The following is an 18,890-nucleotide window of genomic DNA, read 5'->3' on the forward strand; positions in this document are numbered from 1 at the left end:
CGGCACCCTCTGGACCTACCCCGGCCAAGGCAACGGCCTCTTCGGCTGGCGCATCGAAGTCGGCCCGGGCTGGAACGTCATGACCGCCATCAGCGCCGCCGGCGACCTTACCGGTGACGGCAAACCGGACCTCATCGCCAGGGACACCAACGGCACCCTCTGGACCTACCCCGGCCAAGGCAACGGCCTCTTCGGCTGGCGCATCGAAGTCGGCCCGGGCTGGAACGTCATGACCGCCATCAGCGCCGCAGGCGACCTCACCAGCGACGGCAAACCCGACCTCACCGCCCGGGACACCAACGGCACCCTCTGGACCTACCCCGGAACCGGCAACGGCCTCTTCGGCTGGCGCATCAAAGTCGGCGACGGCTGGAACGTCATGACCGCCATCAGCGCCGCCGGCGACCTCACCAGCGACGGCAAACCCGACCTCACCGCCCGCGACTCCAACGGCACCCTCTGGACCTACCCCGGAACCGGCAACGGACTGTTCGGCTGGCGCATCGAAGTCGGCCCGGGTTGGAACGTCATGACCGCCATCAGCTGACGCAGGGTGGGGCCCCGTCAGCATGGGCGGCAATCCTCGCCCACGATGCCGACGCATAAAGGGGACGCCCGGCGACTGGCAAGTGCCGCCGTCGTGCGTTGACCGAAGATGTCATTGTGCCGGGTGGACCCCGGGCGCACGATGCTCGCGGGTATCCGCAGCTGGAGCAGCGGGCGCCGTCGTCCAGGACGACGCGGCGGGCGCGACGCCGAGTTCCGCACGATGAGGCGGGCCGCCGTCGAACCTGTCCGGAATCCTGCGCGCCGGCCGGGTCAGCGGGCTACGGCCATCGCTGCGCTGACCACCGTGGTGGCGGTAGGCTGATCGCGGTTGCCGCGGCGGGCGGGGCGGCGGCGTCGCTGGTCGCGTTTCGTTTGGAAAAAATGCTGCCGCTGCCGTTGACTGCTAAGCATACTTACCTTTAGTGTTGTTGATGGAAGTGCAATACAGATGTTCAACGCCGGGCCTATTCCAAGGCCTATTGCCCGCCTCGACTAAAGCGACATTTGGGCGCCGAGCCGGTTGAACCGCCTTCCCCCGCCGAACCGGCGGATGTCAGAAGAAGCAACCACAGAGACGTCCGGTCCCCTGCGCCATGCACCAATACGGCATCCAGCAGCCCACGAGCTAATCATGGACTGCCGGAAAGGGGTACGAGGGCCGATATCAAGGGAGCGAAACTATGTCAGTTCTGAAGAAAGCCACCGCCGCAGCCGCTGGAAGCCTGTTCCTGATGGGCGCCGTTGCAGGGCCTTCCCCGGCCGCAGACAACAACACACTTAATGATGGCCTTGTGAGTGTCACCGTCGGCGACATCACCGTCGAGGATGCCGTTGACGTGAATGTAGCCGCCAGTGTCGCAGCAACTCTCTGCGATGTCGCGGACATCGGCTCCATCGCGGTTCTCGGCGAAGCAGTAGACGCCACCGGTGAAGCAGTCACCGTCTGCGATACCGCGACCGGTCCGGTCCGCATTCTCAACAACTAGTTGGCGCGGGCGGTGAGGAACGAGCCGCAGCACACGTAGCTGCCTCTCCTTTGTCCGATCCCACGGAGAGCCCCGGCCACCGGCCGGGGCTCTTCCCATGCAGTATCAGCACCACCACGTCAAGGCTGGTTGTCCAACAAACAAGTGCTATGTGTTCTAGGCTGTAATTCCGGAGAAACCAATCTAAGAGCGAGGCAAGAACGTGCACCAGGACGCCGCCCGGTTCCTGTCCCAGCCGGTGGCCGCCCAGCCGGGCGCTCCCCTGCGCGTCGCGGTGTACTCGCGGATCGCCGAAGCCATCCGCAACGGCCTCCTCACGCCCGGCTCCATGATCCCCACCGAAACCGAACTCGGCACGGACATGAAAGTCAGCCGCACCGTGGTCCGCGAAGCCCTCATGCTGCTTGAGGAGGACGGGCTGATCAGGGCGAGGCGCGGCGTCGGACGTTTCGTCTCGGACACGCTCCCCCGCATCGGCATCGAACGCATCCAGCCGTTCGAGGACGTCCTCGGCTCCCCCGGGCAGCGGGTGGAGGTCAAGCGCACCCAGGTGGTCCGGCAGGCGGCGTCGGAGTTCGTCGCGCCGGGCATCGGCGTCGAGCCCGGCACGGACTGCTGGCTCTGGGAATCGGTCCTGATCCGCGACGGCGAGGCCATCGCCCACCTGCAGGAAAACGTCACCGCCCAGCCGGTCAGCGCCGGCAAGGGCGCCGCCGCGCCGCTGGAAATGGACGACGACGGCGGCGCCACCTTGCTTGCCGCGCTCAACAAGCAGCTGGGCAGGCTGGCCGGGCCGGGCGAGTGCCAGATCAGCCTCAGCCAGGTGGGGCCCAGCCGGGCGAAGCTGCTGGACCTGCGCCCCTCGGACCCGGTGCTGGTGCTTACCCAGTACGTCCGGCACGGCAACAGGCCGTTCTACCTGGCCAAGTGCCTGGTGTCGGCGCGCGCCGGGCACCTGTCGGTGATGCAGCAGTTCCAGTCCTGATGCGTACGTGAACTGCCGGAGGAGAACGGAGATGGGATGGAAGCGGAGTTCAACATCTTCACCGACTTCAACCAATTCCTCGTCTTCGACGCGACCGCCAGTTTCGAAGACCTTGGCGAGAGATGGACGGATGAGACGGTCAGATCCATGTTCGTTCAGGGTGAGCGGTATATCGCTGTAGGCACCATGCGCAATTTCTATGCACCCGTCCTTGTCCGCATGGACTCTGAACGATCCCTTCCGGGAAGTGTGGACAAAAGGGCCCAAGGAATCCTGGATGTTCCGAGCGGCGTCGTGCAGGTCTCAGGACCAACGGACAACGGGCTTAGCGGCGGCTCCGTGCAGGTGCCCCCTGGCACCTACCGAGTCGAGATCCAATACCTCAACCTTGGATCGGTGGCAGGAGACGGCATTGAGGGGGACGACCGCTACGTGGTCACTCTTAGTCGCGCCAACATTTGATAGCAGCGGTCGACATCGTTCCTTGTCCAACGGCGCCATTGTGCCCGGAAGAACCCCGGGCGTACGATGCTCGCGGGGAGAGGGCCTGGTCTCGCATGACGAGCAAAGGGGCCTTCAGATGACCGACTTCTTCACCATGCAGCCCGGCGAGACCGCGGCACCGCTGCCGCCCGGGCCCGTCCTGTGCACCGGGACGGCCGCCATGCGCCGCATCCACCGCTTCTTCCTCTGGGCGTATGAGGAGGCACCCGGCTTGGTGCGTTCTGTGGCGCCGGGAGACACCGCCCGCGCTGCCTATGTGGGCGAGGTGCTGGGGAACTTCGACAAGGTGCTCCACGTCCACCACGAGGGCGAGGACCTGCTGATGTACCCGCAGCTGGAGCAGCGGGCGCCGGCGTGTGCCCTTCATGTGGGGCAGATGCTTGAGCAGCACCGGCAGGTCACCCAGCGCCTGGAGGCCATTGAACCGGTCCGGCTGCGCTGGATGGAGTCGGCGGACCCGGAGACGGGCGCGGATCTTGCCGGGCGCTACGAGGACCTGAAGGCTGTCCTCAACCTGCACCTGCGCCGCGAGGTTACCGAGGTGATGCCCGTGGTGGACCGGATCATGGACCAGAAGGAGATGGAAGGGGTGGGCAAGCACGGGATCGACCAGTTCGACAAGAAGTTCATGGTCGCCTACCTCGGCATGGTCCTGGCCACGAACCCGCCCGCGGACCGGAAGGAACTGTTCAAGGAGATCCCGCCGCCGGTCCGGCTTGCCTACAAGCTCGTCGGGCGCCGGATGTACCGGAAGCAGTACGCCACGCTGTTCCCTGGCCGGCCGATCCCCGAGACGCTCTAAGGCTAGTTGCGCACGCGCAGGAGCGCCGCCGTCGTCCTTCAAAGAAGAGGACGACGGCGGCGCTTCCTTTGGGTGCGGGGCCTTGCCGAAGTTGGGCCGGCCCTCAGCAACCTCCGCCAACGGCCCTGCAGGCGTTGACGCGGCCATAGGCCCAATCGTCCTGTTGTCCCACCTTCTTCTCGCTGTTTAATTCGACCTTGGCACGCACTGAGCTTGGTGTGGCGCCAGGGCTAGTACTCCAGACCAAGGCCGCAACCGCCGCGACGATCGGCGAAGCCATCGAGGTTCCGTTGCCGATGTCGTACCCCTGGGAGCGGTTGTATTCCCGTGCCAGGGTGAACCGGTGGTTCGGGAAGGTCGAGTAGACGGCCACTCCAGGCGCTGCCACGTCCACCCAATCTTTGCCGAAGGTGGAGAACGAGGCCTTGGCGTCCTTGTTGTCGGTTGCGCCCACTGCGATCACGTTCGAATACGCGGCCGGGTACATCATCCCCGTACCTCCGCTGTTGCCAGCCGCCGCAACGAGCACTACCCCGCCATTGGGGGCGTTCCAGGCATTGTTGACTGCCGTTTGGAGTGTGGCCGTTGCGCCCACCACGAGGCTCATGTTGATGACCTTTGCTCCGTTGTTGACAGCCCAGTTGATGCCGTTGGCCAGGCCGGAGCTTGATCCGAAGCCGCTGTCGGAGAGGACTTTGCCTGCCAAGATCCGGCACCCGGGGCAGACGCCGGCAACACCGGCCGAGTTGTCCTTGGTGGCGGCAATGATGCCCGCAACATGTGTGCCGTGGCCGTAATTGTCCTCGTTGTTCCTCGATGTGGTGAAGTTCTGGCGCAGGTCGACCTTTGGGTTGATGTCGGGGTTGTCCGTGGCCACCCCGGAGTCCAGCACTGCAACGATTGTGCCGCTGCCTGTGGTCACTTTCCACGCTTCGACGGCGTCCACGTCGGCATCCGCCGTGCCCGCGGCAACCGTGATGTCGCCCCTGGTGTTAGTGAACGGCTGCCCGGTGTTCTGCAGCGCGTACTGGCGGTCGAAGTAGGTGTCAGTGCCAGCCGCAGTGACGACATTGTCCGGTTCGGCGTACTCAACGGCAGGGTTGCGGCCGAGCGCCTCGATGAGCTGGAGCTCCCTGCCCGCGGGCACGGAGATGAGATGGGCACCGGTGTTGCCGATGTCAGGCCCATCGCTCAACCCATGCGCACGCAGCACTCCGGCCGCGGCCCTGCTGTCGCGGAACTTGACCATGATTTGTCCGGCGACGAAGGACGGCTCGGGGGCAGCGTTGCCCGGGACCGAGACCGTGATGGCGCCAAGGCTCATGACGGCTGCGGTTAGGCCGGCGAGGAAGAGTTTTCTCATGGGAGCCATCTTGCGCTCCCGTGTCCGGGGATGGGTAGGGGCAAATCCCCCTCATGTTCTGATGACCGGAAAAGCGTTGGCGAGTGCCGTCGTCGTACTCACCTGTAGGCGCAACTGACAACAGTGCAGTTCGCATGCCGAACCGAAGTGCGTTTAGTGAACATGAGGAGTATCCTCATAAGCCGAACGAATGTCGTGCATCACTCCGCCGGGTGATGCAACTCCCAGTCGGCGCCGTTCCTGCTTCTTTCCTGATCAATGAGGATTACATGACGACTTCTCCCGCTTCCCGCGCATCGCGCTGGCCTGTTTGGCTTTGCTGGCTGGCCATGGTTCTGGACGGCTTTGACCTGGTGGTGCTCGGCACCGTCATTCCCACGCTCATCAAGACCGGCGAGCTTGGCTTCGACGCCGTTGGCGCGACCTTGGTCGCGACCATTTCCCTCGTCGGCGTCGGCGCCGGGGCGCTGTTCATCGCTCCGCTGTCGGACCGCTTTGGGCGGCGGAAACTGATGGTTGCCTGCGTGTTCTGGTTCTCGGTTTTCACCCTCGCCGTGGCGTGGGCGCCCAACGTGGCCGTGTTCGGCGTCTTCCGCTTCCTGGCCGGGGTGGGACTGGGGGCCTGCCTTCCGGTCGCCCTCGCCTACATGAACGACTATGCGCCGGCGGGATCCGCCGGCAAGTCCACCACCCGGACCATGACCGGCTATCACGTCGGCGCTGTGGCAACTGCGTTCCTGGCTTTGATGGTCATTCCGGACTGGCGCACCATGTTCGTCGTCGGCGGTCTTGCAGGCCTCGTCCTGCTGCCGTTCCTGTGGTTCAAGCTGCCGGAAACCCTGCCCGCTGCGGAGACGGCCCGGAAGCAGGAGCAGACCGGCTTCCGGGACCTGGCGAAGAAGCCCTATCCACTGGTCGCCGTGGCAATCGCGGCCGCCTCCTTCATGGGGCTGCTCCTGGTCTACGGCCTGAACACGTGGCTCCCCCAGCTCATGGCATCCGCCGGCTACCCGGTCAGCGCGGGCCTTTCGCTGCTCCTGGTGCTGAACCTCGGCGCCGTCGCGGGCCTCATCATCGCCGGCATCCTCGCCGATAAGCATGGCACGAAGCCCATCGTCCTGGTCTGGTTCGGCCTCTCCGCGGCCTGCCTGGCGCTCCTCAGCATCAAGGTTGACAACGCGTTCCTGCTCAACGCCCTCGTCTTCGTCACCGGCGTCTTCGTGTTCAGCTCCCAGGTGCTCGTGTACGCCTGGGTCAGCCAGCTCTTCCCGGCCCGGCTGCGCGCAACAGCCCTCGGATTCGCTGCCGGCGTGGGCCGCGTGGGCGCCATCGCCGGACCTGCCGTGACCGGCGGCCTGGTGGCGGCCGGCATTGCCTACCCGTGGGGCTTCTACGTCTTCGCGGCTGCCGGCGCCCTCGCGGTGCTGGCCCTGGTGGCGGTACCGCACGCCATCGCCGCCACCCGGACCCCGGAACACGCGAACTAAAGGCGGTTGCCCGGCCCGTCACTAATGACGGGCCGGGCAACGCACCGGCGTAATCAGCAATTTCCCGGGGAACAGCGAATCAGATCAGCCAGGGATCATTGCCCGGCTTTTAGGATCTCCCCAATAGCGTCCTCGCACCCCGGGACGTGCGTACCGGCGTGGACTTTCGCGAACCGGCTCACAACCTGGCCCGAATTGTCGAGGCCAGCGGCTTCGGCAGCAGCCTTGATCTCAACAACGATTTCCCGGACGGCGCCGGGCCCGTCCGAGACGGCGTGGTCCGAAATGCCAAGCCCCGTGCAGGCAGCATTCTCATTGGCAATATCGGCCGATGCCGGAACGGCGCCCGCAAAAAGCGCCACCAATGTTGCAGCCGCAGATGAGGCGGCCACACGCTTACCGTTCATGGATATCTCCTGGAAAATAGGGCTTCGACGAGGCCCTATTTCCACGGCGGAGAGGACATAGAACCCCGCCAGTGAGGCCATTCTGCGCTTGCACGACGCCCGCAAGAGGCAGTTTGCAGCCGTCGCGGCCCCGGAGTTTTGGTCCGGCTTGCCTACTCTGCCGTGTTCATTCCGGCCGCCTGGCTGCTGTCGTATCCCAGTGCGCGGCTGGCTTCCAGTCCCGCACGGGCCACCACCGGCCCCAGCCGCTCAACATCGGCAGGACCGATCCGCTGGGTTGGGAACCCCAGGCCCACGGCGCACGCTAACCGCCCGGCATGGTCGAACACCGGCGCGCTGATGGAACCCACATCCTGGTTGCGTTCCCCGAAAGCTGCGAACCAGCCCTGCTCGCGGGCAACAGCCGCCTGCTCCCGGAGGGTCTCAACGGATACCGGTGTATCCGGCGTAAAACCTTCAAGCCCGTGCTCGTCCAAGGCATCCCAGGCGCCGGGGTCGAACGCCAGGAAGATCTTGCCGGGCGCGCCTGCGTGGAGCGGCATGACCATGCCCACCATGAACGGCCGCATCACTACGTGCCGCGTCTCGGCCACCGCAACGATCGTGCGGAAGGCCCCGTCCCGGACATACAGGCAGGCTGTTTCGCCGGTCTCGTCCCGTAGCTGCTGCAGGACCGGCTTCACCAGCCGGACCACGTCCAGTCCGAACGTTCCCGGGGTGGCCCAGCGGACCAGCCCGATGCCGATCCGGTACCGGTCGCCGTCGCGGTCAAGGAACCCCTCACGGAGCATGTTCTGGACCAGGCGCTGGCAGGTGCTGGACGGCAGGCCGGTCTTGCGGATGATCTGCTGCAGCGTCGGCTCGGGCTCCGCCACCGAGAAACAGTCCAGGATCTCCGCCACCTTGTGCAGGACCAACAGGGGCGAAGCCCCGGCCCCGGCTTCCTTAACCACCGCTCAAACCCTTTCCATCATTTCCGCAAGCAGCCTCCAGCATAGTGAGCCGGACACCGGGCCACCGTGTGATCCATTTGACATCCCGCAGCAGTGACCCACATCATGGGATCAGAACCCACTGTACGGGTTTATCCCCAATGTATCCCTATCACAACGACGTGGAGAATCCATGAGCACCCCCGCAATCACCTGTGAAACCGCCCCCGAGCCCAAGCGCCCCGGCGCGAGCCGCGTCGGACTGATCGTCCCCAGCTCCAACACCACCATGGAGACCGAGCTGCCGGAACTGTTCCGCCGGCAGGCCGAGGCAACCGGCCACAAGTACACCTTCCACTCCGCCCGCGCCGGCATGAAGAAGGTCACCAAGGAAGAACTGCTGGCCATGGTGGGCAAGGCAGCCCAGTGCGCCGAAGCTGTCTCCGACGCCGACGTGGACGTCATTGCCTACGCCTGCCTGGTGGCCGTTATGGCCCAGGGCCCTGAAGCCCACGAGGGCTCCGAGAAGGTCATCGCCGATGCCGCCGCCGGCAACGGACACCCCGCCCCGGTCACCAGCAGCGCCGGCGCCCTCGTCCGCACCCTCCACGAGATCGGCGCCCGGAAGGTCGCCATGATCACCCCCTACATGAAGCCGCTGACCCAGATGGTGGTGGAATACATCGAAGGTTCCGGCATCACGGTGCTGGACGCCATCAGCCTGGAAGTTGCGGACAACCTCGAAGTCGGCTGCCTTGACCCGCAGAACCTGCCCGCACTCGCCCGCAGCCTGAAGCGCGAAGGCGCAGACGCCGTCGTCCTGTCCGCCTGTGTCCAGATGCCGTCACTCGCCGCCGTCCAGGCGGTGGAGGACGAGCTGGGACTCCCCGTCATCACCGCGGCCACGGCCACCACCTACGAAATCCTCAAGGCCCTCGGCCACCAGCCCGCCATCACCGGCGCGGGCAGCCTGCTGTCCGGCGCCGGCGTCCTCACCCCGGCGAACGCGTAGGCGGTTGGCATTATGTCGCTGTCACTCATCGCGTTCCTGGTGCTGGTGGCGGCCTTCGCCGTCGGTTCCTTCACCAAGATCAACGCCGGACTGCTGGCCACCGTCGCCGCGTTCGGCGTGGGCACGCTCGTCGCCGGCATGTCCGTCAAGGACGTCATCGGACAATTCCCCGCAGGGCTCTTCTTCATCCTGGTGGGCGCTACCCTGCTGTTCGCCATCGTCCGGATCAACGGCACCATAGACCTGCTGGCCTACTGGGCTGAACGGCTCGCCGGCGACCGGAAAATCCTGGTCCCCATCCTGATGTTCCTGCTGACGGCAGCCCTGGCTTCCGCCGGCGCCTTCACGCCCGCCGCCATCGCCATCGTCGCCCCGGTGGGCCTGGCGCTGGGCACGCGGTTCGGCATCAGCACCCTGGCCATGGGCCTTGTGATCGTCCAGGGCGCCAACGCCGGCGCCTTCTCCCCGGTCAACCCCTTCGGTGTCCTCGGCAACAAGATGCTGGACGGCGCCGGCGCATCGGACGGTTCGTTCAGGCTCTACGCGTACTGCTTCATCTTCAACGCCATCCTGGCCGTCATCGCCTACGTCCTGGTGCAGGCCATCATGAAGCGCCGCGCAGCCAAGGCAGGCGTCGCCGGCGGTGACGCCCTTAAGAACGACGGCGGCGCTGACGCACCCTCAGGGAGCAGCGTTTCAGGTCCCGGCGGCGCCGGCACGGCCGTGCTCACCGCACCGGCACAGACTACTGTGTCCGCCGGAACCCGGACCCGCCCGGAGAAGGTGGCCGCAACCCCGATGCGCATCCTCACGCTGGTGGGCATCGCCTCCCTCCTGGTGCTCACCACCGTCCTGGGGCTTGATGTGGGAGTTGCCTCCCTGGTCATCGCCGCGGTCCTGATCTGCCTGGACTCCAGCGTGCAGAAGCCGGCGGTGGAAAGCATGCCGTGGTCGGCCATCATCCTGGTGACCGGCATCGTCACCTATGTGGGCATGCTGGAGAAAATGGGTGCCCTGAAGGAACTCCAGGAAGGCATCGCGGGCCTGGGCAACAGTTCGCTCGCCGCGCTGATTGCAAGCTACGTGGTCGCCATTGTTTCAGCCTTCGCCTCCACCACCGGAACCCTGGGTGTCATCAGCCCGGTGATTGAGCCGATCGCCATGGACCCGCTGCTCACCCCGGTGGGAGTGGTCACGGCCATCGCCATCAGCTCCTCGGTGGTTGATGTCAGCCCATGTCCACCAGCGGGGCGCTGCTGATGGCAAGCGCTCAGCCGAAGGACGAGCGGATGTTCTTCCGTGCCCTGCTGCTGTGGGCCATCGCGATGATCGGTGTGGTGCCGCTCCTCGTCTGGTTCCTCTTCGTCCAGCTCGGCCTCGGCTAAGAGCACCAGGCATGAAGGAAAAGGGACGTCCACCGGACGTCCCTTTTCCGGTTCCCCGGCAGCTCCCTTAGCCGGGTAACGCGGGCCGGCTGGACTTAGACCTTGGGCTGGAAATGGCCCGGCCAGTCCTTCAGCCGGATCCGGGTCAGGTCCTGGATGTCCCCGAGGGTGCCCCACTCGTCCAGCCCCAGCCGGGCCAGCGGCTCCAGCAGGTCGATGCGGGGGTGGCTGCCGTCGAGCACGGCATCGCTCACGGCGGCATGCGTCACTTCGCCGAAGACCAAGGTGGAGTCCCCCATGGGCAGCACGGAATGGAGGCGGCATTCAAGCGCCACCGGTGATTCCTTGACGCGCGGCGCTGCTACGGTCAGGCTAGGCTCCCGGGTCAGGCCGGCGGCGTCGAACTCGCTGGTCTCCGGCGGGAAGTTGGTGCCGGTGGCGTTGACCTCTTCCAGGAGTGCAGCCGGGGCCAGGTTGACCACGAATTCCCCGGACGCGGTGATGTTGCGGAGCGAATCCTTTTCGCCCACCGACGTGAACTGCACGATGGGCGGGTTGGTTGAGGCTACGGTGAAGAAGGAGTGGGGGGCCAGGTTGTCAGTGCCCTCCGGAGAGACGCTTGAAATCCACGCGATGGGCCGGGGCACCACCACCGCGGTGAGCAGCCGATAGAAATCGCGGGCGGACGTCGCCGTGGGACTGAAATCAGTTCGCATGCTGCCAGACTAACCGGCGCGGCAGCCAGGAAAGGACACAAAGCATGGGATTCCAGCCGTACCGTTCACCATCCACCGGGCGGCCTGTTCGGGCCGTCCTGTTTGACACCTTCGGAACCGTGGTGGACTGGCGCACCGGCGTGGCACGCGAGGCAGCAGCTTTCGCCGCGGCACACGGGCATAGGCTCGACGCCGAGGCGTTCGCCGACCAGTGGCGGGCCCTCTACCAGCCGGCGATGGAAGCCATCCGCTCCGGAAAGCGCGGCTTCACCAAGCTGGACACGTTGCACCGCGAAAACCTCGACCAGGCGCTGCGCCATTTCGATATCGACCCGGAACGGTTACCCAGCGGGATCCTGGCGGAGCTGAACAAGTCCTGGCACCGGCTGCCGCCGTGGCCGGACAGCGTGGAGGGCCTGGCAAACATCCGCCGCCACTACATTGTGGGGCCGCTTTCCAATGGCAACACCTCACTGTTGCTGGACATGGCCAGGCACGTCGGCCTGCCGTGGGATGTGATCATCGGTTCGGACATGACGCGCACCTACAAACCGTTGCCCGAGGCGTACCTCCGGACGGCGGAGTTCCTGGACCTGGAGCCCGGTGAGGTGATGCTCGCGGCGGCCCACAACAACGACCTGCAGGCTGCCCGTGGCTCCGGGCTCGCCACGGCGTTCGTGGCCCGCCCCACCGAACACGGCCTCAGCCAGGTGGCGGACCTGGCCCTCGAAGGTGATTGGGACCTCGTGGCGTCCAGCATCACGGAATTGGCGGAGCTGCTCGGGACCGGCGGGGCGACAACGTCACGCGCATGAGGGCGTGATCCAGGCGCTGAAGTCGCCCCTTTTGCCTTCGCCGCGTTGATCGTCACCTGAGGAGGCGTCCAGCATGCCTACTCGGCAATGTCCTCCGCCCACAAGTCCGGGTTGTCAGCCTGGAAGGTGCGCATCATGTCCACGCAGCGCTGATCATCCAGAACCACCACCTCAACCCCCCGTGACCGAAGAAGCTCCAGTTCGCCGTCGAACGTGCGTGCTTCCCCTACGACAACGCGGGGGATTTTGAACTGGATGATGGTTCCTGCACACATGGCGCACGGGGCGAGCGTGGTGTACAGCGTGGTGTCCCGGTAGCTCCTCTGCCGGCCGGCGGCGCGGAGCGCGGACATTTCTCCGTGTGCGATCGGATCGGCCCGTTGGACGCGTTCGTTGTGCCCGCTCGCAATCACCACGCCTTCACGGGCGATCGCCGCTCCAATGGGGATGCCGCCCTCGGCCAAGCCTCTTCGGGCGGCCTGGTAGGCGGCTTCGAAGGCGGGGAGGTCAGTGCTGTCTGGTTCCGGCACGGCGGATCGATGCTGCTCGTGGGTCATCGCGCCATTGTTGCACGCGGCTATGTCCCTTTCGGTGAGGCAGCAGTTCCAGTCCTAGGACCGGACTTCCTGCTGCGCGGCGATGGACTCGGCGATCTGCTTGATCGCGGCGAGCGTTACCGGGATGCCGTGGAGCGCCTGCTGGGTGCGGTCCGCGATCTGGGCGGGGGCGTCGTCACCGAACTTCTCCCCGAACATGGCTAGGCCGTCCGGGAGGAATTCCCAAGACTCGGTCAGCAATGTCCCGGCGTGAGCCGGAGCCATGGTGAAGCCCCAGCGGACGAACTTGCCGCCCACCACCCAGGCGAACTCGCGGCCGCGTTCGGCGGCCACCACCTGCGAGCGCGTCTCCCAGGTCCGGGTGGGCAGTTCGTTGCGCCCGGTGAACCAGGCACCGACTTGGCCGGCGGTGTTCTCGTCATCCCACCAGCACGATGTGCACACCGGGCTCCACTCGCCGGTCCGGGTGATGTCGGAGACTAGGTCGTAAATCGTCTCGGCGGATGCCTGGACCGTAACGGACTCCTGGTACTGGCGGGTGCTGTTCTGGTTCATGGTTCCATCCTTACTGGCCACCTTTTTACCGAGGGTCACTTCTTCTGCCGCCGGCTACCGCCGTGCCAGTCCTCCTGCCGGCCGACGGTACCGGCGGTGACTCCGAAGGCCGGCAGCTGCGGCTGCTCACGCAGGCTTCGCTTGAGCTCGGCGAACCCCGGGAAGCGTGACAGCCCCACCACATGGTCCCACAGCTCGGCGGCCGACTCTTCGTCCGGCAGCCGGCTGATCACGGGCCCGAAGAAGGCCACGCCGGCGGGCGGCTCGAAATGGATGATCGGCGTGCCCACATCCTTGCCCGTCAGCGCCAGCGCCTCATCCGTCTCCTGCCGGATTTCCCGGTCCCAGCACTCGTCGTCCAGGGCTTCCGCCAGGGAGAGGGGCAGGCCGGCCTCGGCGAGGATCGGCTCCACGAACCCGCGCGTCCCGCGCTGCTCTCGCACCGCGCGCTCGGTAGGCCGGTTGAGCGTGTCCGGGGCGGCTTCGAAGATGTGTGTCCCGAATGCCTCATACAGCCGCGCAATCGATTCGCGCCCATGCTCTGCGCGGGCTTTGGCCGCCACGCGCAGAAGGCGGAGCCCGGCCGTGTGTCCGGCCTCGTACTCAGGCGGGAAATGGGCGTCATAGTCCACACTGGCGTTGATCTGCCGCAACGAGATGAACCGCCAGTCCACGCTGTAGGCGCGCTGTGCCTGCACCATACGCACCCACTTGCTCGTCATCCAGGCAAAAGGGCAGACCGGGTCGAAATAGAAGTTGATGTCGGCTTCCACCCGTCCAGCTTTACACCGGGTGCGGATGCACGCCTAATCGATTCCGACCTCCGGCCTAAATGGATGCGGCTGAGGCGAGCGCCGCCGTCGTGCCTTCAAAATGCGCCAACAGGGTCTCCACGAGGTGCGGGGCGAAGTCCTCCTCGAGGGAGAGGACCACCCGGCACCGGGCGCCCTTAACCGCCGGGTACCCCGCGTACAGGCCGCGCATGTCGCACACGGTCTGCCCGCGGCTGGGCCCGGATGAGGTGTCGACGGCGGCGCGCACCACGGGTGCCAAGGCCGGCTTAGCAGCACGAACAGCGAGCGCCGCCGCCAGCGGGATGTCGGGTTAAATTCAGCTGCGCTGCCACTGTCCGCTCCGACTTCCGGATCGGTACGATGAGGCATGACTAGCCATGACCCCATGGAATTCCTTCGGCAGAAGAGCCAGCAGCGCACCGAAATGGAGCTAAAGCTCGCGTCAGATGTGCTGGATGGATACAAGGCGATGCAGGAAGCTGAGCGCGTGCTGTACCAAGCGAGGCGGCGCTATATCGAGTCCTTTAAAAGGGCTACACGTGCCCAATGGAAGGCACGGGAGTTACGTGACGGGGGTTTCCCCAGTCCGAAGGTCTCCGTTCTTAAGCGGAGGATGGATTACCGCTTACTGATGGCTCCTCCCGCCTCGTCGCCCCATGTCACGTCCCCCTAAGCCGTCTAGTCTTCATGTGGCCTGTGCTTAGGTACAGAAATGAAAACAGAGGCAGAAGCATCCGTAAGACCGGTCGATGACGTTCTCATCGGTACCGGCAGCATCTTATGCTTCCTTACCGTCATGCTGTTTGTGCCAACAGGGGCCATCGGCTTAGCGGACGGGTTTGCATTCTTTAGTGGCATAGCGTTGGGCTTGCTTCTGATCGCTGCCGGCTACATCAAGCGATTTTTTGACGAATTGAGCGCGAGTGCGAAAGACCAGAATCCCCTGTCTCGCTTCACCCAGTAGTGCTGTTATCCAGCCTTAGCCAACCAGGGTTTCGACAGGCTCAACCACCGGGGACAGGAGCGTCCCCACCAGGTGCGGGGCGAAGTCCTCCTCCAGCGAGAGCACTACCCGGCACCGCGCACCCTTCACCTCCGGGTACCCCGCGTACAGCCCGCGCATGTCGCACACGGTTTGTCCGCGGCCGGGCCCGTCAGAGGTGTCGACTGCGGCGCGCACCACGGGTGCCAGAGCCGGTGAAACAGCGCCCACGGCGAGCGCCGCCGCCAGCGGATCGTGCATGGCGGAGCAGGGCCGGCCGTAGATGCCCTCGTAGAACCGGAAGTAGTAGCCCAGCATCTCCCCCAGCGCCCGCGGCACTGCCCCCGCAGCAGAAAGCAGAACCTGCCGGTGCGACTCCTCCAAGACCGACGTCATGGTCACATCCAGCGGCACCAGGGTCACGTCCCAGTCGGCACCCAGCACCAGGGCGGCGGCCTCGGGGTCGTGCCAGATGTTCGCCTCGGCTACGGGCGTGATGTTCCCCGGCGCCAGGGCCGCCCCGCCCATCACGGTCACCGACCCCACCAACGACGGCAGCGCAGGCTCCAGCCGCAACGCCTCGGCAAGGTTCGTCAGCGGCCCGATCGCCACCACCCGCAACGCACCGGGATAAGAGTGAGCCAGCCGCACCAGCATCTCCGCTGCTGACTCCGCAACAACAGAAGCGGCAGAAGGCGCCAGCGCAACCTCCCCAACACCGTTCTCCCCGTGCACCCACGGCGACCCGCCGCCAAAGGATCCAACCAAAGGATCGTGTGCGCCAACGGCCACCGGCACAGAAGCTGCCCCGGCCAACGAAAGCAGATCAAGGGTATTCCGGGCCCCAACCGCGGCACTCACATTCCCGCTCACCGTCCCAATCCCCACCACGGAAGCAAGCGGAGAGGCGAGGAGGTAGGCCAGGGCGAGGGCGTCGTCGATGCCGGTGTCGCAGTCGAGGTAAACGGGGGCAGTCACAATAGGTTCCTTCGCAACAGATAGAGGGGTTAGACGGTCTCGCCCTTGGGGGCGGCGACGAAGAGGCTGACGATGAACGCGGCGGCGGTGATGCCCACCGAGATCCAGAGGGCGGTGGCGTATCCGGCGGCGGTGGACTGCGCGGCGAACGGCGCCACCAGCACGACGCCGAGGCTCGCCCCGATCCCGAACGAGGCTCCGTTGATGCCGGGCAGCGTCGCCGGGGCCTCCTTGGGGGACAGAAGCACCGAGAGCCCGTTGATGGCGGTCAGGAAGAAGCCGTTGTAGAAGATCCCCAGGCAGGCAACGGCAACAAACACCGCCACAGGGCTGGAAGAAAACACAGCGGCAACCACGGCGCACGCCAGGCTCAGCGACGTCCCTAAACGCAAGGTCTTAACCCACCCGCGCCGGTCGGCCAGCCACCCGGCCAACGGTGCGGCAAAGACACCAATCAGCGCGGCGGGGGTGAGGAACAGCAAAGCCGAGATGGAGGCGGAAAGCCCGAAGCCGCCGTCGGAATCCTGACTGAGCAGCACCACGGTGAAGTTGATGACCGCGAAGATGCCGGCCAGGGTGAGGACGGTGGTGGCGATGACCGGCCACACCTGGCGGGAGCGCAGGTGGTGCACGGCGATGAGCGGGTGGCTGCGGCGCTTCTCGATGACCCAGAATCCCGCGAAGGACAAAACGGTTCCGCCCAGCAGGGCCAGGGCGGTGGGCGAGGTCCAGCCGGCGGCTGAACCGTCGGACACGAAGTATGTCAGGAACACCAGGAACAGCGAGAGGGAGCCGGCGCCCCACCAGTCCATGGCACCGCGCACCCCGGAAGGGCGTCCGGCGGGCACCAGGCGGAAAATGCAGAGAGCGGCGACGGCGGTGAGGACGAGCACGACGACGAAGATGGACCGGAAGCCGAGGGTCTCGGCCATGAGCCCGCCCACGTAGCCGTCCACGCCGCCCACTCCCCCATTGATGGCGGCGATGATGCCCACGGAGGTGCCGAAGACCTTGGCCTGCAGGTTCTCGCTGAGCACGATGTAGGCGAGCGCGAACACGGCGCTGGAGACGCCCTGCAGGAACCGGCCGGTGACGAGCAGCGGCAGGGTGGGCGCGGCGATGCAGAGGATGGTGCCGGCGCCCATGATGCCCAGGACCAGCAGCAGCGCGGCGCGGCGGCCGATGAAGTCGCTCCACCGGCCGATCACGGGCCCGGCGATGGCGCCGGCCAGGAAGAACATGGACTGGACGGGGGCGGCGCTGTCCGCGCTTTCGCCGAAGCTCGCGGCGATCTGCGGCAGCGCGGGGGTGACCATGCTGGCATTCAGCTGGAAGGACAACACGCCCAGCAGCAGTGTGGAGATCAGCAGGGCGGCGCGGCGGCCGGAGAGCTTGGCCGCGTCGTCGTCGGGAAGTACGACGGCGGCGCCTCCTTCCGCGGGAGGCGCGGCTGCGGCGGGGGTCGGGGTGTTCACATCAAACTCCTTTGTTCGAGCAGAAGGGATCGCCTATCGGGGCGGTTCGAGTTGTTATACAACCATGTATGACTCACAAGTACAACCATGCGCTAGACTTTTTCGAAAGCCCGGCCGCTTCCGGCCCTCCCCTGAGAGAGTTTTCCCATGAACACAACACGTCCTGCCGTCACCGTTGTCGGCAGCATCAACCTGGACCTGATCGCCACCGCCGAACGGCTTCCGACGGCGGGCGAAACCGTCGGCGGTGCCGCCCTGTCCGAGCAGCCCGGCGGCAAGGGCCCCAACCAGGCCGCGGCCGCGGCACGGCTGGGCGGCAGCGCCCGGATGGTCGGGGCCGTCGGTCATGACGCGGCCGGGCAGCGGATGCTGGACGCCCTGGCCGCCGCCGGCGTAGACACCTCCGACGTCGCTGTCCTCCCCCAGCCGACCGGGACGGCGCTGATCGTGGTGGACCGCGACGGCGAGAACCAGATCGTCGTGTGCCCGGGCGCCAACGCGCACCTGTCGCTGGACGGGGTGGAGTTCGGCCCCGAGGACACGGTGCTGTGCCAACTGGAGGTGGGCCTGGACGTAGTGCTGGAGGCGGCCCGGAAGGCGACCGGCGTCTTTGTGCTGAACGCGGCGCCGGCCATGGACCTGCCAGCGGAACTGCTGGACCGGTGCGACCTGGTGATCGTGAACGAGAGCGAGTACGCGCTGATCCCGGCCCTGGCGGAGGCGAAGCTGGTGGCGGTGACGTACGGCAAGGACGGCTCGGCGATGTTCGAGCGCGGCCGGAAGGTGGCCGGGGCTCCCTCTGCTGCGGTGGCGGTGGCGAACACCGTGGGTGCGGGCGACGCGTTCTGCGCTGCCCTGGTCCTGGCACTGCGGAGCGGGCTGGACTATTCGCGGGCGCTGGCCGTGGCGAATGCCGTTGGTGGAGATGCCGTGGGTGATCCTTCGTCCCAGCCGGATTTGGCACAGCTGAGCCACTATGTGGAGCGGACCGCTGCTACTTCGGGCGCTTCCTCGTGACTTTTCTGTTCCGGCGGGCGGTGACGGAGGACTTCCCGGAGGTCCGACGCATCACCCGCGATGCCTACCTGCGGGCAGGCCATTTTGCCGCCGACCATCCGTACATGGACGTTCTGGAGGATGTCGAGCACCGCGCCAAGCATGCGCAGGTGTGGGTGGCGGAGGCTGCCGGGAAGGTGGTGGCGGCGGTGACCCTGACCCTCGCCGGCCAGCCGTACAGTGAGATCGCCCGGGACGGGGAACTGGAATTCCGGATGCTGGCGGTGGACCCGGCGCACCAGGGCGGCGGCGTGGGGCGGGCGGTGGTGCGCGAGATCGTGGAGCACGCGCGGCAGTTGCCCGGCATCGGGTCGATCAGCATCACCAGCGCCACGTTCATGGAGCGAGCCCACGGGCTTTATGAGTCACTCGGCTTCCGGCGGGCGCCGGAGCGTGACTGGTACGTGCCGGGCGAGGACGTGCTGCTGTGGGTGTTCATGCTGGAGCTGTAGGGCTGAGAACCACCTGAACACCCTCAGGTCGAGCCCGCGCGAACCCATCCAAGGGTGAGGGTCCTGACGATCAAGCTCGTTGCGGCTTGCCCCTATTA

Annotated in this window: 23 protein-coding genes; 13 read left to right on the forward strand and 10 right to left on the reverse strand. The window is 66.2% G+C overall.

Annotated features, from left to right (window positions below; genetic code table 11):
- The 5 genes from ACYQ1Z_RS17590 to ACYQ1Z_RS17610 all read left to right on the forward strand — a co-directional run.
- The coding region (locus tag ACYQ1Z_RS17590; RefSeq protein ID WP_459793836.1) for an FG-GAP repeat domain-containing protein at nucleotides 1-547 on the forward strand (547 nt) is incomplete at its 5' end.
- Between the two features lie 682 nt (nucleotides 548-1,229).
- The gene (locus ACYQ1Z_RS17595; RefSeq protein WP_459793837.1) at nucleotides 1,230-1,535 is read left to right on the forward strand and encodes a hypothetical protein; all 306 of its coding nucleotides are present in this window, start codon (nucleotides 1,230-1,232) and stop codon (nucleotides 1,533-1,535) included.
- Nucleotides 1,536-1,737: 202 nt separating this feature from the next.
- Nucleotides 1,738-2,520, forward strand: a complete 783-nt coding sequence (locus ACYQ1Z_RS17600; protein ID WP_459793838.1) for a GntR family transcriptional regulator — start codon at nucleotides 1,738-1,740, stop codon at nucleotides 2,518-2,520.
- A 36-nt stretch (nucleotides 2,521-2,556) separates the two neighbouring features.
- Nucleotides 2,557-2,982 carry a hypothetical protein gene (locus ACYQ1Z_RS17605; protein ID WP_459793839.1) on the forward strand — a complete coding sequence of 142 codons (426 nt, stop codon included), beginning with the start codon at nucleotides 2,557-2,559 and terminating at the stop codon, nucleotides 2,980-2,982.
- A 118-nt stretch (nucleotides 2,983-3,100) separates the two neighbouring features.
- Entirely contained in the window at nucleotides 3,101-3,826 is a 726-nt protein-coding gene (locus ACYQ1Z_RS17610) for a hemerythrin domain-containing protein (RefSeq protein WP_459793840.1), read from the forward strand.
- A 103-nt stretch (nucleotides 3,827-3,929) separates the two neighbouring features.
- Here the strand turns inward: ACYQ1Z_RS17610 and ACYQ1Z_RS17615 are convergent, their stop codons facing one another.
- On the reverse strand, nucleotides 3,930-5,189 hold the full coding sequence (locus ACYQ1Z_RS17615; protein ID WP_459793841.1) for a S8 family serine peptidase: 1,260 nt from the start codon (nucleotides 5,187-5,189) through the stop codon (nucleotides 3,930-3,932).
- A gap of 269 nt (nucleotides 5,190-5,458) precedes the next feature.
- Here ACYQ1Z_RS17615 and ACYQ1Z_RS17620 point away from each other — a divergent pair, with 269 nt between their 5' ends.
- A complete protein-coding gene (locus ACYQ1Z_RS17620) occupies nucleotides 5,459-6,676 on the forward strand; it encodes an MFS transporter (protein ID WP_459793842.1) in 1,218 nt (405 codons plus the stop codon).
- A gap of 95 nt (nucleotides 6,677-6,771) precedes the next feature.
- Here ACYQ1Z_RS17620 and ACYQ1Z_RS17625 read toward each other — a convergent pair whose 3' ends face one another.
- Both ACYQ1Z_RS17625 and ACYQ1Z_RS17630 read right to left on the reverse strand, forming a co-directional pair.
- Nucleotides 6,772-7,083: a hypothetical protein gene (locus tag ACYQ1Z_RS17625; RefSeq protein WP_459793843.1), complete on the reverse strand. Its 312-nt coding sequence runs from the start codon at nucleotides 7,081-7,083 to the stop codon at nucleotides 6,772-6,774.
- Between the two features lie 152 nt (nucleotides 7,084-7,235).
- Nucleotides 7,236-8,036, reverse strand: a complete 801-nt coding sequence (locus tag ACYQ1Z_RS17630; protein WP_459793844.1) for an IclR family transcriptional regulator — start codon at nucleotides 8,034-8,036, stop codon at nucleotides 7,236-7,238.
- A gap of 172 nt (nucleotides 8,037-8,208) precedes the next feature.
- Here ACYQ1Z_RS17630 and ACYQ1Z_RS17635 point away from each other — a divergent pair, with 172 nt between their 5' ends.
- Genes ACYQ1Z_RS17635 through ACYQ1Z_RS17645 form a run of 3 tightly spaced genes read left to right on the forward strand, consistent with a single transcriptional unit; the run spans nucleotide 8,209 to nucleotide 10,412 of the window.
- Nucleotides 8,209-9,027, forward strand: coding sequence for a maleate cis-trans isomerase family protein (locus tag ACYQ1Z_RS17635; protein WP_459793845.1), 819 nt, complete (start codon nucleotides 8,209-8,211; stop codon nucleotides 9,025-9,027).
- A gap of 12 nt (nucleotides 9,028-9,039) precedes the next feature.
- Complete coding sequence (locus ACYQ1Z_RS17640; RefSeq protein ID WP_459793846.1) at nucleotides 9,040-10,287, forward strand: SLC13 family permease; 1,248 nt, start codon at nucleotides 9,040-9,042, stop codon at nucleotides 10,285-10,287.
- Nucleotides 10,287-10,412, forward strand: coding sequence for a hypothetical protein (locus ACYQ1Z_RS17645; protein WP_459793847.1), 126 nt, complete (start codon nucleotides 10,287-10,289; stop codon nucleotides 10,410-10,412). The genes ACYQ1Z_RS17640 and ACYQ1Z_RS17645 overlap by 1 nt, the downstream gene beginning before the upstream one ends.
- A 95-nt stretch (nucleotides 10,413-10,507) precedes the next feature.
- Here ACYQ1Z_RS17645 and ACYQ1Z_RS17650 read toward each other — a convergent pair whose 3' ends face one another.
- Nucleotides 10,508-11,128, reverse strand: coding sequence for a flavin reductase family protein (locus tag ACYQ1Z_RS17650; protein WP_459793848.1), 621 nt, complete (start codon nucleotides 11,126-11,128; stop codon nucleotides 10,508-10,510).
- A gap of 44 nt (nucleotides 11,129-11,172) precedes the next feature.
- On the opposite strand from ACYQ1Z_RS17650, the gene ACYQ1Z_RS17655 reads away from it, so the two are divergent.
- A complete protein-coding gene (locus tag ACYQ1Z_RS17655) occupies nucleotides 11,173-11,943 on the forward strand; it encodes a haloacid dehalogenase type II (protein ID WP_459793849.1) in 771 nt (256 codons plus the stop codon).
- Between the two features lie 77 nt (nucleotides 11,944-12,020).
- Here the strand turns inward: ACYQ1Z_RS17655 and ACYQ1Z_RS17660 are convergent, their stop codons facing one another.
- From ACYQ1Z_RS17660 to ACYQ1Z_RS17675, 4 genes are read right to left on the reverse strand one after another with little or no spacing between them, the layout of a single operon-like run.
- The gene (locus ACYQ1Z_RS17660; RefSeq protein ID WP_459793850.1) at nucleotides 12,021-12,500 is read right to left on the reverse strand and encodes a nucleoside deaminase; all 480 of its coding nucleotides are present in this window, start codon (nucleotides 12,498-12,500) and stop codon (nucleotides 12,021-12,023) included.
- 54 nt (nucleotides 12,501-12,554) lie between these two features.
- Nucleotides 12,555-13,055: an SRPBCC family protein gene (locus ACYQ1Z_RS17665; protein ID WP_459793851.1), complete on the reverse strand. Its 501-nt coding sequence runs from the start codon at nucleotides 13,053-13,055 to the stop codon at nucleotides 12,555-12,557.
- Between the two features lie 35 nt (nucleotides 13,056-13,090).
- A complete protein-coding gene (locus ACYQ1Z_RS17670; RefSeq protein WP_459793852.1) occupies nucleotides 13,091-13,828 on the reverse strand; it encodes a mycothiol-dependent nitroreductase Rv2466c family protein in 738 nt (245 codons plus the stop codon).
- A 55-nt stretch (nucleotides 13,829-13,883) separates the two neighbouring features.
- Nucleotides 13,884-14,108, reverse strand: a complete 225-nt coding sequence (locus ACYQ1Z_RS17675; RefSeq protein ID WP_459793853.1) for a hypothetical protein — start codon at nucleotides 14,106-14,108, stop codon at nucleotides 13,884-13,886.
- A gap of 453 nt (nucleotides 14,109-14,561) precedes the next feature.
- Here ACYQ1Z_RS17675 and ACYQ1Z_RS17680 point away from each other — a divergent pair, with 453 nt between their 5' ends.
- Nucleotides 14,562-14,813: a hypothetical protein gene (locus tag ACYQ1Z_RS17680; protein ID WP_459793854.1), complete on the forward strand. Its 252-nt coding sequence runs from the start codon at nucleotides 14,562-14,564 to the stop codon at nucleotides 14,811-14,813.
- Nucleotides 14,814-14,828: 15 nt separating this feature from the next.
- On the opposite strand, the gene ACYQ1Z_RS17685 is transcribed toward ACYQ1Z_RS17680, so the two are convergent.
- Together ACYQ1Z_RS17685 and ACYQ1Z_RS17690 are read right to left on the reverse strand one after the other, a co-directional pair.
- Nucleotides 14,829-15,809: a nucleoside hydrolase gene (locus ACYQ1Z_RS17685; protein WP_459793855.1), complete on the reverse strand. Its 981-nt coding sequence runs from the start codon at nucleotides 15,807-15,809 to the stop codon at nucleotides 14,829-14,831.
- A gap of 29 nt (nucleotides 15,810-15,838) precedes the next feature.
- Entirely contained in the window at nucleotides 15,839-17,284 is a 1,446-nt protein-coding gene (locus ACYQ1Z_RS17690; protein ID WP_459793856.1) for an MFS transporter, read from the reverse strand.
- Nucleotides 17,285-17,431: 147 nt separating this feature from the next.
- On the opposite strand from ACYQ1Z_RS17690, the gene ACYQ1Z_RS17695 reads away from it, so the two are divergent.
- Together ACYQ1Z_RS17695 and ACYQ1Z_RS17700 are read left to right on the forward strand one after the other, a co-directional pair.
- On the forward strand, nucleotides 17,432-18,301 hold the full coding sequence (locus ACYQ1Z_RS17695; protein ID WP_459793857.1) for a ribokinase: 870 nt from the start codon (nucleotides 17,432-17,434) through the stop codon (nucleotides 18,299-18,301).
- 5 nt (nucleotides 18,302-18,306) lie between these two features.
- Nucleotides 18,307-18,792 (forward strand): GNAT family N-acetyltransferase, encoded by a 486-nt coding sequence (locus ACYQ1Z_RS17700; RefSeq protein ID WP_459793929.1) that lies wholly within the window; start codon nucleotides 18,307-18,309, stop codon nucleotides 18,790-18,792.
- Nucleotides 18,793-18,890 lie beyond the last annotated feature (98 nt).

It is taken from the genome of Arthrobacter sp. AD-310 (genome assembly GCF_054656615.1).

Bases quoted from the DNA above. Each gene is read 5' to 3' on its own strand.
- ACYQ1Z_RS17595 (WP_459793837.1), top strand. From the start codon at position 1,230: ATGTCAGTTCTGAAGAAAGCCACCGCCGCAGCCGCTGGAAGCCTGTTC.
- ACYQ1Z_RS17605 (WP_459793839.1), top strand. From the start codon at position 2,557: ATGGAAGCGGAGTTCAACATCTTCACCGACTTCAACCAATTCCTCGTC.
- ACYQ1Z_RS17610 (WP_459793840.1), top strand. From the start codon at position 3,101: ATGACCGACTTCTTCACCATGCAGCCCGGCGAGACCGCGGCACCGCTG.
- ACYQ1Z_RS17615 (WP_459793841.1), bottom strand. From the start codon at position 5,189: ATGAGAAAACTCTTCCTCGCCGGCCTAACCGCAGCCGTCATGAGCCTT.
- ACYQ1Z_RS17620 (WP_459793842.1), top strand. From the start codon at position 5,459: ATGACGACTTCTCCCGCTTCCCGCGCATCGCGCTGGCCTGTTTGGCTT.
- ACYQ1Z_RS17625 (WP_459793843.1), bottom strand. From the start codon at position 7,083: ATGAACGGTAAGCGTGTGGCCGCCTCATCTGCGGCTGCAACATTGGTG.
- ACYQ1Z_RS17635 (WP_459793845.1), top strand. From the start codon at position 8,209: ATGAGCACCCCCGCAATCACCTGTGAAACCGCCCCCGAGCCCAAGCGC.
- ACYQ1Z_RS17640 (WP_459793846.1), top strand. From the start codon at position 9,040: ATGTCGCTGTCACTCATCGCGTTCCTGGTGCTGGTGGCGGCCTTCGCC.
- ACYQ1Z_RS17645 (WP_459793847.1), top strand. From the start codon at position 10,287: ATGGCAAGCGCTCAGCCGAAGGACGAGCGGATGTTCTTCCGTGCCCTG.
- ACYQ1Z_RS17650 (WP_459793848.1), bottom strand. From the start codon at position 11,128: ATGCGAACTGATTTCAGTCCCACGGCGACGTCCGCCCGCGATTTCTAT.
- ACYQ1Z_RS17655 (WP_459793849.1), top strand. From the start codon at position 11,173: ATGGGATTCCAGCCGTACCGTTCACCATCCACCGGGCGGCCTGTTCGG.
- ACYQ1Z_RS17660 (WP_459793850.1), bottom strand. From the start codon at position 12,500: ATGACCCACGAGCAGCATCGATCCGCCGTGCCGGAACCAGACAGCACT.
- ACYQ1Z_RS17665 (WP_459793851.1), bottom strand. From the start codon at position 13,055: ATGAACCAGAACAGCACCCGCCAGTACCAGGAGTCCGTTACGGTCCAG.
- ACYQ1Z_RS17680 (WP_459793854.1), top strand. From the start codon at position 14,562: ATGAAAACAGAGGCAGAAGCATCCGTAAGACCGGTCGATGACGTTCTC.
- ACYQ1Z_RS17695 (WP_459793857.1), top strand. From the start codon at position 17,432: ATGAACACAACACGTCCTGCCGTCACCGTTGTCGGCAGCATCAACCTG.